The sequence below is a fragment of the Erythrobacter sp. JB1-7 genome (assembly GCF_057365015.1).
The window spans coordinates 2559220-2571634 of sequence record NZ_CP200291.1 but is presented as its reverse complement, the minus strand read 5'-3'; the positions used below and the strand labels follow the sequence as shown (position 1 = coordinate 2571634).

General features: G+C 56.9%; 13 protein-coding genes and 3 pseudogenes. 7 read left to right on the top strand and 9 right to left on the bottom strand.

What is annotated here, in order from left to right; genetic code table 11:
• Window positions 1-72 precede the first annotated feature (72 nt).
• Both AC0V6W_RS12465 and AC0V6W_RS12460 read left to right on the top strand, forming a co-directional pair.
• Window positions 73-879, top strand: coding sequence for a hypothetical protein (locus tag AC0V6W_RS12465; protein WP_486150434.1), 807 nt, complete (start codon window positions 73-75; stop codon window positions 877-879).
• Entirely contained in the window at window positions 812-1450 is a 639-nt protein-coding gene (locus tag AC0V6W_RS12460; protein ID WP_486150432.1) for a lysozyme, read from the top strand. Before AC0V6W_RS12465 ends, AC0V6W_RS12460 begins: the two co-directional genes overlap by 68 nt.
• Window positions 1451-1489: 39 nt before the next feature.
• Here AC0V6W_RS12460 and AC0V6W_RS12455 read toward each other — a convergent pair whose 3' ends face one another.
• Window positions 1490-2344 (bottom strand): arginyltransferase, encoded by an 855-nt coding sequence (locus tag AC0V6W_RS12455; RefSeq protein ID WP_486150430.1) that lies wholly within the window; start codon window positions 2342-2344, stop codon window positions 1490-1492.
• 96 nt (window positions 2345-2440) lie between these two features.
• On the opposite strand from AC0V6W_RS12455, the gene AC0V6W_RS12450 reads away from it, so the two are divergent.
• Window positions 2441-2617, top strand: coding sequence for a hypothetical protein (locus tag AC0V6W_RS12450; RefSeq protein ID WP_486150428.1), 177 nt, complete (start codon window positions 2441-2443; stop codon window positions 2615-2617).
• On the opposite strand, the gene AC0V6W_RS12445 is transcribed toward AC0V6W_RS12450, so the two are convergent.
• The gene (locus tag AC0V6W_RS12445; protein WP_486150426.1) at window positions 2587-3852 is read right to left on the bottom strand and encodes a threonine ammonia-lyase; all 1266 of its coding nucleotides are present in this window, start codon (window positions 3850-3852) and stop codon (window positions 2587-2589) included. The two genes, AC0V6W_RS12450 and AC0V6W_RS12445, sit on opposite strands and share 31 nt — an antisense overlap.
• On the opposite strand from AC0V6W_RS12445, the pseudogene AC0V6W_RS12440 reads away from it, so the two are divergent.
• The 4 genes and pseudogenes from AC0V6W_RS12440 to AC0V6W_RS12425 all read left to right on the top strand — a co-directional run.
• Window positions 3851-4389, top strand: a pseudogene (locus AC0V6W_RS12440) (NAD(P)-dependent oxidoreductase); the annotation flags it as partial. The gene AC0V6W_RS12445 and the pseudogene AC0V6W_RS12440 sit on opposite strands and share 2 nt — an antisense overlap.
• A 24-nt stretch (window positions 4390-4413) precedes the next feature.
• Window positions 4414-4842, top strand: a complete 429-nt coding sequence (locus AC0V6W_RS12435) for an NAD(P)-dependent oxidoreductase (RefSeq protein ID WP_486151621.1) — start codon at window positions 4414-4416, stop codon at window positions 4840-4842.
• Window positions 4843-4854: 12 nt separating this feature from the next.
• Window positions 4855-6507: an amidohydrolase gene (locus tag AC0V6W_RS12430; RefSeq protein WP_486151619.1), complete on the top strand. Its 1653-nt coding sequence runs from the start codon at window positions 4855-4857 to the stop codon at window positions 6505-6507.
• A gap of 402 nt (window positions 6508-6909) precedes the next feature.
• Window positions 6910-7131 (top strand): hypothetical protein, encoded by a 222-nt coding sequence (locus AC0V6W_RS12425; protein WP_486150424.1) that lies wholly within the window; start codon window positions 6910-6912, stop codon window positions 7129-7131.
• 144 nt (window positions 7132-7275) lie between these two features.
• On the opposite strand, the pseudogene tatC reads toward AC0V6W_RS12425, so the two are convergent.
• The 7 genes and pseudogenes from tatC to AC0V6W_RS12390 form a co-directional block, all read right to left on the bottom strand.
• Window positions 7276-8101, bottom strand: a pseudogene (gene tatC / locus AC0V6W_RS12420) (twin-arginine translocase subunit TatC).
• Window positions 8102-8110: 9 nt separating this feature from the next.
• On the bottom strand, window positions 8111-8533 hold the full coding sequence (tatB, locus tag AC0V6W_RS12415; RefSeq protein WP_486150422.1) for a Sec-independent protein translocase protein TatB: 423 nt from the start codon (window positions 8531-8533) through the stop codon (window positions 8111-8113).
• Window positions 8534-8602: 69 nt separating this feature from the next.
• Window positions 8603-8845 (bottom strand): twin-arginine translocase TatA/TatE family subunit, encoded by a 243-nt coding sequence (tatA, locus tag AC0V6W_RS12410; RefSeq protein WP_486150420.1) that lies wholly within the window; start codon window positions 8843-8845, stop codon window positions 8603-8605.
• A 75-nt stretch (window positions 8846-8920) separates the two neighbouring features.
• Complete coding sequence (scpB, locus tag AC0V6W_RS12405; RefSeq protein WP_486150418.1) at window positions 8921-9661, bottom strand: SMC-Scp complex subunit ScpB; 741 nt, start codon at window positions 9659-9661, stop codon at window positions 8921-8923.
• Window positions 9658-10472 (bottom strand): annotated as a pseudogene (locus tag AC0V6W_RS12400) (segregation and condensation protein A). The gene scpB and the pseudogene AC0V6W_RS12400 overlap by 4 nt, the downstream one beginning before the upstream one ends.
• A gap of 80 nt (window positions 10473-10552) precedes the next feature.
• Entirely contained in the window at window positions 10553-11575 is a 1023-nt protein-coding gene (gene nagZ, locus AC0V6W_RS12395; protein ID WP_486150416.1) for a beta-N-acetylhexosaminidase, read from the bottom strand.
• Window positions 11576-11666: 91 nt separating this feature from the next.
• Window positions 11667-12404: an SPOR domain-containing protein gene (locus AC0V6W_RS12390; RefSeq protein WP_486150414.1), complete on the bottom strand. Its 738-nt coding sequence runs from the start codon at window positions 12402-12404 to the stop codon at window positions 11667-11669.
• Window positions 12405-12415: the final 11 nt, after the last annotated feature.

Genomic DNA, 12415 nt, shown 5'->3' with positions numbered 1-12415 from the left:
AATGAAACGCCGTTCCCTTGCGCTGAAAACAGCTCAAATCCTCTCTCTTGCCGCTAAAGCGAGGGAGTAAGCATGGCTAGCATTGCCCCTTATCTGGGATTTGCAGAGCGCTTTATTGCGCTGATCGACAAACATCCGCGCCGCGCTGTCATTGCTGTTCCCGTTGTGATGTGCGCGGCGATTGTGGCGCTTGCTTTCTGGCAGGCACCATCGCTGATTGGCCTCTACGAAGCGCGCAGCGATCACACTTACCGGATGGAAATCCTGCGCGAAGAACGCGAACGGCGCGCCGAAGTGCACGCCATAAAAGTCGATGAATTGGTGCGTCAGCGATTGCTCGATCTACGCCTTCGCTCCTCGTCAAGCCGTGCAGTTATTCGGGCGTTGGTGTTTGATGTAGACCAGTCTGAACAGGTTGTGGGCATTGTCGATGTGTTTGAAAGCATGGACATCCGCACTGAGGAAACGGGCCTTCGCAATCGCCCCCTTCCTCTCACCGCGATCCGGCGCACATTGAATTATATGCTGGCGAGCGACGTTCCGCGCTGCATTGCCCGCAATGTTGAGGACTATGAAGATGGTGAGCTTCAGGCCTTTATGCTCGCTGGCAATCTGAAAGCATCGGTTGCGTGTCCCTTAAGAACGCTGGACGGGCGGCCGATTGGATTGCTGGCTGTCAGTATCCGCACACCGATTGAGCAAAACACGCTGGTGCAGCCGATGACTCGCGACGCTGCGCTGGAATTGGGCGCGATCCTGACCGAGGCCGCCTCTTTCAAATCTGTTATCACCCGCAAACGGGAGACCCCCAATGAACACCCGAGCCCCTGTATTCGACGCTGTCCGCAAATTGCTGGGCCGCGGATTTCGCCGCGATGAAGTGAATGCGCTGGATGATGCGCTGGATAACGCCATGGATTGTGCGGGCGATAAGGCCGCAGATTTATTGTCTCAGGACCGTGTAACATGCGGTCCATGTCTCGCAATCGGACCAGACGGAATTGCGCTTATCAAAGCATTTGAGGGCTGCGAACGCAAACGCCCAGATGGCCGGGTTGAGGCCTATCCTGATCCCGGAACGGGCGGGGAACCGTGGACGATTGGCTGGGGCGCAACCGGTATGGGACTGGATGGCAAACGGATCGGGCCCGGCACTGTGTGGTCCAAGGCTGAATGCGATGCGCGGTTGGAACGCGATCTGGTCCGCTATGCCGATGACGTCGCGCGCGCGATTGGCAAGACGCCGACGACGCAGAGCCAGTTCGATGCAATGGTCAGCTTTCACTACAACACTGGCGCGATTGCCCGCGCGACTCTAACCAAAAAGCACATCGCCCGCGATTACGCAGGCGCGGCGCGCGAGTTCCCGCGCTGGAACAAGGCAGGAGGCCGCGTGATGAACGGTCTGGTCAGTCGGCGTGCGGCAGAACGGAAGCTGTATGAACGTTGAGCTCGCCTGCGGCGCCAATCGGGCCGTGCAGGGCCAAACCTAGATCGTTTTGCTGGGTTTGAACGGGGCGCTCTGCCCGTCTTTGCTGAGGCCCTTGGCAAGGTCATCCACAGCAGCTTTGCGCGGTGCGGTGGCCTCTGCGATCAGGCGAGATTGCTCTTTCGCATCCATCCGTTTCCACCCATCGCGGGTGAGCGTTTCGAGCGGGCGATAACGGACCTTGTACTGCATCCGCGGTGACCCATCGACCCAATAGCCAAGGTAGACAAACGGCAACCGGTCCATCGCAGCGCGGCGGATGTGGTCCAGGATGATGTAATTGCCCAATCCCGCGCGCCCTTCGTGAGAAGGGTCGTAGAACGAGTAGATCATCGAAAGCCCATCGCCCTGACGATCCGTCAGACATGCGCCGATCAGTTTGCCCTGCTCCCCGCCAACGCCCGGTTCGCGGTATTCAACCAGAGTGCTGGTAACAGGAGTGTGTTCGACCATATCGGCATAGTCGAGCTCGTCCATGGCAGACATGCCGCCATCCGGGTGGCGGACAGCGAGGTATTTGGACAAAAGCTCAAACTGTTCATCGGTTGCCCAAGGGCGGCATTCGGTCACAACAAGATCGGAATTGCGTTTGATGTCGCGTTTCTGCGTGCTGGATGGTTTGAACTCGCTGGCAACAACACGGACCGAAATACAAGCCTGACAATCAAGGCAGCTGGGACGGTAAGCAACGGTTTGACTGCGGCGAAATCCGATCCGGCCAAGCGCTTCGTTCAGCTGATCGGCATGCGCGCCTTTCAGCTCGGTGAAGACCTTGCGTTCCTGTTTGCCCGGCAGATAGGGGCACGGCGCAGGGCTCGTAACAAAGAAGCGGGGAAAGCGGATCGGGGCCGTCACGGGTAAAAGTCGGTCCTATCTTGCGAGAGAATCGCGGGGGAAATCGTTAAGATCAGGTTATGCCTGCTCCACCCTCGCGGTAAAAGACCCTTAACCATGAAACAGGGTGAATATTGTCTTACTTTGCACAATGCCGAGGGCCGCAAGGGCCAAAGCGGAGCAATCTGGGACGGTGACCGCCGCATTTGTGAAACACAGACAGGTAAAAACCCCTATCTCAGCCCTATGCTTTCAGCCGAAGATCAATTCAGCTCCACCAATTCAACCGCGTAATTTTTGGCGCGCAAAGCGCTGACCAATTGTTCCACCTGGCTGGCATCACGCGCCTCGCACTCGATATCAGTGATAAGGCCTTTGGCAGGGAGCGTGGTGAAAATACGCTGATGATAAATCTCGATGATGTTGACATTGTGATCATCGAACAACCGCATGACCTTGAATAACGCGCCGGGCCGATCCTGCAATGTCACGCGCAAACGCGCGAGCCTCCCTTGCCGGGCCAGATCGCGCAGCAGCACATTGGCGAGCAAACGCGTATCGATATTGCCCCCACACAAAACGAGACCGATTGTTTTGCCCTTGAACCGTTCAGGGTTTGAAAGGACCGCAGCAAGACCCGCAGCCCCTGCGCCTTCGACGACGGTTTTCTCAATCTGGAGCAGAAGAGAAACTGCCTTTTCCAAGGCTGGCTCACCCACCAGCAAAATGTCATCGACGCGTTCTTCAATCACTTTGGCTGTGAAAGCGCCGGGACGTTTAACCGCAATACCTTCGGCCAGCGTGTCGCCGCCGCAATCACGGTCCTCACCCTTGATGCGCGAATACATGCTGGGGAACAGCCCAGCCTGTACGCCAACAACCTCAATATCGGGATTGGTCGAGCGTGCCACAGTTGCCATGCCAGAGATCAATCCGCCTCCGCCGATAGGGGTGACAAGACAATCCAAATCCGGTTTTACGTCCAGCATCTCAAGGGCCACCGTTCCCTGCCCTGCAGCAATCAGCGGATCATCAAAGGGATGGATGAATGTAAGTCCCCGCTCCCCTTCCAATTGGCGCGCATAAGCGTGCGCATCGTCAAAGGTCTCGCCTTCCAAAACGACATTGCCGCCGACGCTTTCTGTCTGCATCACTTTAACGGTTGGCGTGGTGCGCGGCATCACGATGGTGACGGGAACCCCCAGCCGAGTGCCGTGGTAAGAAAGCCCTTGGCTGTGATTGCCAGCTGATGCCGCAATCACACCGCGCTGCTTTTGCTCCTCGGTGAGGTGCAGCAAGGCATTGAGCGCCCCGCGTTCTTTATAAGCTGCGGTGAATTGCAGGTTTTCAAACTTTAACCAAACCTCTGCGCCGGTTATTTCGGACAAGGTTATCGAGTGCATCATCGGCGTTTTGACAACCGCACCTTCGATCCGTTCGGCCGCAGCGCGCACGTCATTTATCGTAAGGTCTGAAGGGATCGCAGCGCTTTCGCGCAGGCCGGATAGGGAAGCTTCTTGTGCAGTCATGTCGCCGCCCGGTTACGCGCTCAAACGCGCCAGAGCAAACCCTATCGGTTGGCAAGCTTTGGATAAGACTCTAGGCACCAACCCTATGAGCAGATTGAAAACAGTCGCCTTCATCGGCCTTGGAGTCATGGGCGGTCCGATGGCCGGGCATCTCGCACGAGCGGGACATTACGTGCGCGCTTTTAACAGGTCGGCGAAACGCTCTTCTGGTTGGCAAAAAACTTGGCAGGATGAAGGCCTTGCAATCGCGATGCCTGCAACACCGGCTGAGGCGGCAGCGGGCGCCGACATAGTCTTTACCTGCGTTGGTAAAGACGAGGATGTCGATGAAATCACTCGGGGCCCAGCAGGGATATTCGAAGGGATCGGCAAAGGCGCCATGCTGGTCGACCACACCACGACGTCGGCAGCGCTCGCCCGCAGCCTCGCAGAAGAATGCGAAAAACGCTCTATCGAATGGCTCGATGCGCCGGTGAGCGGGGGCAGGCTGGCGCTGAAAGCGGGCAGCTCGCAATCATGTGCGGCGGTACTGATAAAGCTATGGAGCGCGCGCGTCCCGTAATGGAAAGCTATGCCAAGGCTATCACGCATGTGGGTCCGGCGGGTTCTGGCCAAACCGCCAAAATGGCCAACCAAATGTGCATCGCGGGGATCCTGGGCGGCTTGTCTGAGGCTGTGCGATTGGCGCAGGGCGCAGGGCTCGATCTTGAGAAGACCTATGATGCCATTTCAGGTGGTGCCGCGCAAAGCTGGCAGATGGACAATCGCTGGGCCACGATGACAGCCGGCACATTTGATTTTGGCTTTGCAATAGACTGGATGCGCAAGGATCTGGGCTATGCCCTTGATGAGGCAAACCGGCTGGGCCTGTCTTCCCCTATTACCGCTTTGGTCGATCAGTTTTATGCTGATGTTCAGGCGCAGGGCGGCAACAGACATGACACCAGTGCGCTCATCACACGGCTGGCCAAATCGACGATACAGGATTGATTGACAATGCAAATGTTTTCTCGCGCGGTGGCATCATTGGCGGCGGCACTTCTATTCGGTGTCTCCTCCACTGCCAACGCTGACACTTTGGTCGATAATGTTGACGGGATCACCATCGCTGAGGACGGCAAAGTCAAGCGGTTCACAGGCCTTGTATTTGATGATGACGGGCGCATCACTCAGGTTCTGGAGCGCGCTGATGAGCGGCCCAGCACCGATTTCGCGGTCGATGGAAAAGGCCAGGTGATGCTGCCGGGCATGATCGATGCGCATGTGCATGTGATGGATATCGGCTTTGCCGCACTCACACTCGATTTGTCTGACACGGCCAGCCTCGAAGATGCACTGGCCAAAATTAAGCAATTTGCCGAGGACAATCCGGGGCGCCCCTGGATTTTGGGTCGCGGCTGGAATCAGGAAAAATGGGGGCTGGGCCGTTTCCCTTCCGCCGCAGAACTTGATGCGGTTGTTGCAGATCGCCCCGTCTGGCTGGAACGCGCCGACAATCACGCCAATTGGGCCAACAGCCTCGCCATGCAACGCGCCGGGGTCACGGCGGCCAGTAAAGACGTCGAAGGCGGCCGGATCGTGCGCGATGCTGGGGGCAATCCCACCGGGGTATTTATCGACAATGCGATTAAGCTTGTCGGAGAAAGCGTCCCCACGCCTCGCCCTCAGGACCGTGATGCCGCCTTCGCCAAAGCGCAGGAAGTGTTGCTCGCCAGAGGTGTGACCGCGGTCGCTGACATGGGTACGCCGGTGGTCGATTGGCAGACGTTTCGGCGTGCGGGCGATCTAGGCTCTTTGAAAATCCGGATAATGGCCTATGCAGACAGCATTGAGGCGATGGAATTGATCGGCGGGCCAGGCCCTACTCCCTGGCTATATCGCGACAAATTGCGGCTTTTGGGCGTGAAGCTATACTTGGATGGCGCGCTGGGATCACGCGGGGCTGTCTTAAAGGAACCATACGAAGACCAACCCGGCACGCGGGGCCTGCCGCTGCTAACTCCAGCGCAATTGCGCAACCGGATGAGCCGCGCTGCGCTCGATAATTTTCAAACGGCAGTTCACGCGATTGGCGATGCGGCAAATGCCGATGTGCTGCTGGCGATCGAGGAATTGGCAGACACCTATAAAGGCGACCGGCGTTGGCGCATTGAGCATGCCCAAATTGTTGATCCCGCCGATCTTGCAGCGTTTGGCAAGCATGGGATCATCGCGTCAATGCAGCCATTGCATCAGACATCGGACCGCGAAATGGCAGAAGCGCGCCTTGGGCCTAATCGCTTGGGCGGCGCCTATGCGTGGCGCAGCGTTCTTGCCAAAGGCGGGCGGCTGGCTTTCGGGTCAGACGCTCCAGTGGAATTGGCTGACCCATTTGCGGGCATTGCTGTTGCGATCAGCCGGACCGATGAAAACGGTGAACCTTTCGGCGGCTGGCGCGCAGAAGAAGCTGTGAGCCGCGAAGACGCCTTGCGCGCTTTCACCGCTGATGCGGCATTTGCAGGTTTTGCCGAGGGTCGATTTGGCAGGCTTGTCATCGGAGAACGGGCCGATTTTCTGCTCGTTGATCGCGATCCAATGCTTTCCACACCGCGCGATATCAGAGCAACTCAAATCAGCGAGGTCTGGGTGGGCGGCGTCCGGGTTCTTCAGCAATAGAGCGAGCTTTGCGAGGGCGATTAACAGCCGTTAAGCGGGGCTTGCGCTCGTTCAACAATTCAGCTGGTCTTCTTAATAACACGGTTTGAACAGTTTTGGGTCGGCACGTTCACCTTTTCGTCATACTTGGCGTGCAAGTGCGTTGCGCGAACTTAAGCAAATCATGGTTTCTTTTGTCTGACTGATGCGATTGATGCAATTGTGCAACTGCACAAAAAAACTTGCTCCGATTTAGCATGGAATTGGTCCGAAACTGCCTGAACTCGTTTAAGGTTTTAGAATTGCACCATATTTTTGACAGCCCTCAATATGGTGCATCACAAAAAGAGGGTTGTCACAATCGTCGGGCAAGTCTAATTGAAACCTGGCAACACAAGAACGATCTCAATAGGAGACCACTAAATGAAGATCCGCAATCTCGCTCTGGCGACAGCAGCTATTTCGCTTGCTGCTACGCCGGCTATCGCAGAAGCCGCGTTTGAGCGTTCGACCGCACCGGTCGAAGGTGAAAGCGGTCTCGAAGGCGGCTCTGGCATCATCATCGCTGTTTTGGCGGCTGCTGCTGTTATTGCCGGTATCATCATCGTTGCTGACGATGGTGACGACGAGCCGACAAGCCCCTGAGGGTTTTGACGAATCAATTGAAAGAGGCTCCTTTTTGGAGCCTCTTTTTTTGTCCAAAATCCGCGCGCTAAGCTATTGGCGCGGCGCGCAAAGGATGAGGTGAGGGTCGAAGAGTATCCAACGGCCTGCGTCTACAGACCTTTCTCAAAGAGACGGCTCGCCCGTATCTTCTCCCTCGTCGATCAAGCCCTCGTCTTCTTCGTTCTCAGCGTCAGGCCGGCCTGCTTCCTGAAAACGCATGAGGAACAGCGACCCTTCAAACAAAAGCAATAGCGGCACTGCCAAGATGACCTGACTGCCCGGATCAGGCGGCGTTACAATCGCTGCCAAAGCGACCACACCAACGATTACATATCGACGGGCAGCAACCAATTGTTCGCGCGTAACAATTCCTGCTTTGTGCAGAAGCATCAATAGAACGGGCAAAAGGAACGTGACACCAAAGGCCAGAATGAACTGCATCACAAGGTTGAGATATTCACCAGCCGACGGAAGCGCCTCAATATCAATTCCGCCCGCATCTCCTCCATAGCCAAGGAAGAACGCAAAAGCGGTGGGCATAACCACGAAGTAAGCAAGCGCAGCTCCGCCAAGGAACAGCACAGGCGTGGCAATAAGAAATGGCAAAAATGCACGCTTCTCTTTTGCATAAAGCCCCGGCGCGACAAACGCCCAAAGCTGATTGGCGATAATTGGGAAGCTCAGCATAAAGCCCGCGAACAAGGCGACTTTGAGATCGACGAAGAACAATTCAGGCAGTTTCGTGAAGATTAACTGGCCTTCGCCGTCGGGAAATGCGCTGATGAGCGGCTTGACCAGAAATGCCAGGATCGGATCGGCAAAGACCAGGCAGACGCTGAAACACACCAGCAATGCAAGCACACAGCGGACCAACTCTGCCGCGCAGCTCAATCAGGTGATCAAGCAGCGGCGCACGGCTTTCATCGATATCTTCAATCTTGAGAACCATCGCGCCCTCTTATCCCTCAGTGTCAGGCTGTGGTTTGGGATTGGAATCAGATTTGGGGGGCGCCGCTGCAACAGACGCCGGGTCCGCGTTACTTCTATTGGCGGGTTCATCGCCATTACCGGTTGGAGGGCTCTTTGGAGCCTCAATCGGAGGCGGGCCTGTCATTACAGGTTCACCAGCTTTGTTTTCAGCCGAAACAGCGGTGCGCTTCATGATTTCCTCATTCTGCGCTTTCCACTTTTTCTCCATGTCTTCCAATTCAGCTTCGCGGACCATGGCATCAATGCCGGTGCGAAAATGAGCTGAGACCTTGCGCACCTGGCCAATCCATCGACCAACCGTACGCATGGCAAGCGGCATGTCTTTTGGGCCGATCACGATGACGGCGACGATTACAATGACAAGCAATTCAGCGGCGCCGAGATCGAACATGACGGGTTAAAGGCCCTGCCTCTCCTGAAAATTACACGATTTGGGCGCGGCGCAGGCCTGCGACACAAATTACGACGATGGCGTGTTCTCGCCCGTTTTCGTGCTTTTCGACGAAGCAGTCGAAGGATCGGCTGGCGGCGCTTCGATTTGGGCACTGGACGCAGGCGTGTCGTCCACTTCTTCGTTCATACCCTTTTTGAAGCTGGAAATACCTTTGCCAAAATCACCCATCATTTCTGAAATGCGGCCACGGCCGAACAGGACAAGAATGACCACGGCAATGATTGCGATTTGCCAAACACTAAGACCCATGGGGTTTCTCTCTTATTGCACAGAACACATTCGATATAGGGACAAACGCCCCGCTATGCCACCCGAGTTACACAATCAGCGTTCATTATCCGTTACAGCGTCAACTGTGCCATCGGGCACAGCATCGCCCGCATCGCTGCCGTCGTCATCGTTTGGCCCACTTTCTGCGTTTGCTGAGACATCGCCCAAAGCCTCTTCCACTGCCTCATCGACAGGATCGAGAAGGCCCGCAGCGCGCAATTCATCCATTCCGGGCAAATCGCGCCGCGATGCCAGGCCGAAATGATCAAGGAAGCCCGGCGTTGTCGCATAGATCACAGGCCGGCCCGGCACTTCGCGCCGGCCTGCTGGTTTGATCCAACCCGCTTCCAGCAACACATCCAGCGTTCCCTTGGCCGTTTGAACGCCGCGAATGGATTCGATTTCGGCCCGGCTAACAGGCTCATGATAGGCAATGATCGCAAGCACTTCGGTGGCAGCCCTGCTTAACCGGCGGACCTGCTCACGCTCGCGCCGAAGCAAATGCGCAAGATCAGGTGCGGTTTCAAAGTGCCACCGTTTGCCGCGTTCAACCAGATGAACCCCGCGCTTCTCGTAATGCTGAGCAAGCGCATGAAGACCGCTGCGAATCTTGGCATGTTCAAGGCCGCCCAAATGCGCCGACAAATTTTCGACGCTCAAGGGTTCTTCGGCCGCAAACAATGTGGCCTCAATCGCCCGCTCAATATCATCAGATGACGTGCTTTGAGCGTTGGTGGGGGCGGAAGCGGCCGCTTCACTTGCGCCTTCGCACTCGTGGACCGTCTCCCCGCTCATTGCGCTGCGCCCTGTTTCATCCGCCTGATCCGCATCGGCGCAAACGCCTCGTCCTGATCAATCTCTGCCAGGCCCAATCGCGCTAATTCCAGCGCTGCGACAAAACTGGAAGCAAGCGCGGATTTGCGCAGTTCTGGTTCCGCATGCGGGGGAGAAAGTCGCGAATATCCATCCATTCCAGCGTTACGCCCAGCATCGAGGAAACCCGATCAAGCGCGCTGTCGAGCGTCATCACCGGGCGATCAGCCACATGGTATATTCGCGGCGCCGTGCGGGCCTTTACCTGGCCATAGGCCTGGATGATCGCATAGACATTGCTGGTCCAAACCGTTTTGCGGTCGGTGCGCAGCCCTTCGGGTGCACCGCGCAAGAATATGTCCCGCCCGATCCTGTCACGCCCCATCAAGCGCGCTGCAGCTTCGCGCATGGCTCCCAGCCTTTGAAGGCGCAGTTGCAAACGCAGCGCGAGTTCCTCTGGGCTTGGGTCTTCCTGCTCGTCCTTGGGCAAAAGCAGTGCAGATTTGAGATAAGCCAGCCACGCCGCCATCACGAGATAATCGGCGGCAAGTTCTAACCGCAGGCTTTCCGCACGCTCGATATATCCAAGATATTGATCAACCAGCGCAAGGATAGATATCTGCCGCAGATCAACCTTTTGACGGCGCGCCAGATCAAGCAGCAGGTCAAGCGGCCCTTCCCATCCTTCCAGATCGAGATAAAGTTTGTCGCCCGAGGTGGTGTTGTCTTCATGCACCCCGTGAACGATCAGATTTTCGCCCGCATCATCGCGGTCTCCATCTGGCCAAGGCATCACTGGTGCCGCGACATCTTTAGCCTCCGCAGGCCCTGAATTGAGGGCCTGCATAGGGCCTTCAATATCTTCTTGATTGCTCATGCCTGCTCGACCGTCAGAGCCAGCAGAGCATCGCATTTAGCCAGCAATTCAGCTTGGTCATCCGGCATTTTGTCAGCGACAGCGGTGTTCTCCAACGCACGATCAAGCCGGTTCGCGGTTACCTCAGTCATAGCAGGCAAGACGTCGCAAATCCCTTTCATATCCTCCATTTTGGCCCAGCAGTTGAGGATAATGTCGCAGCCAGCCTGATGTGCGCGGGCGGATCGTTCGGGGATGGTGCCAGTAAGAGCCTCCATATCAATATCGTCGGTCAGCAGCAGACCATCAAAGCCGATTTCACCGCGAATAATATCGCGGATGACTGTCTCAGACAAAGTGGCAGGATTTTGCGCATCCCATACCGGGAACAGCAAATGTCCCGTCATCCCGATCAAAGCGGTGTTAAGCGACCGAAACGGCGCGAGGTCTGACGCGAGCTCCTTTGCGCTTTCATTGACCGTCGGCATTTCCTTGTGCGTATCGACGCTGCTGCGCCCATGGCCTGGCATGTGTTTGATGCAACCGGTCACACCGCCTTCGGACAGCCCTTCGAGGATTGCGCGCCCGATTGCAGCAATTTGCATAGGGTCAGAGCCGAGCGCACGGTCCCCGATAACATCATGCGCGCCTGCCTGGCGCAGATCGAGCGGTGGGTGATAATCGACCGTAATGCCCATGGCCGACAATTCGAGCCCCATCGCGCGCGCATTCAGCCGCGCCGCTTCGATCGCGCTGGCTGGTGCGATTTGGTAAAGGTCCGCAAACGCCTCACCCGAAGGATAAGGCGACCAGTGCGGCGGACGCAATCGTGCCACGCGTCCCCCTTCTTGATCGATGGATACAAGCAGACGGTCGCGCCCATGCAGGCTGCGCAATTCATCGGTGAGCGCGCGCAATTGTTCGCGATTGTCGCAATTGCGCCCAAACAGGATGTAGCCTGCCGGATCAGCATCGCGGAAGAAATCACGCTCATCAGCCGTTAAAGTCAGGCCGGAACATCCGAAGATTGCCGGTGTCATGTCTGCAGCCTTGCAGCACAGGCGCGGTCAGGCAAGCGGACTAACGGTCCGTTATGGGGAAAAATGCGGCAGAACGCAGTGCGCATCGCTCCTAAGGCTTGACCGCACACTCCAGGCCATCCGCCTTGATCGCTGCGCAAAGCCTATCTGCTTCGGCGCGATTGGATGCCATGACCTGCAAGCGATAGACGGTGCCAATATCGACCTTGGCTTCGACAATCCGGTAGCGAGCGCCGTTCAGAGCATCCGAACTGCGGCTCAAATCCGTCCACCCTTTTTCGGCCCGCGCACGATTACCATAGGCGGCCAGTTGCACCGCAACACCGCTGGCATTTGACGACGCACCGCTTGAGGCATCTGACGAAGGGCTTGCTGCGGTTTCAGACGCTTGAGTGTCAATCGATGGCCGCGCAGCATCACCCCCTGCGCTGCCTGCACCCTCTGACCCTGCGCTATCGGCCATTTGCGCATCGCGGACCTCGCCCTCGCCTACGCCCGGTGCCAGATTGCCCGTGCCTTCAAATTCCTTGCCGCCCGGATCCTCCGGGCGTTCCTTGATCGGACCGGCGGGTGCTTCGATTGTGCTGCCATCTGCGACCAGATCGGTATCGCCAGACCCCTTGGTGAAATACCACACAGCGATGATAATCGCTGCCGCCAGAACCAGTAGCACAGCCAGAAAGCTCATGACCTGAACACTGTCGATACCACCGGCAGCCGCATCGTCTTCATCGGATTCGAGCCAAGGCAGGCTTTCATCAGCACTAAGATCAAGCTGGTCTTCGGTCACGGTGATATCCTCAAATTCGGCATCAATTACCATCGTCATGGTGCCTACCC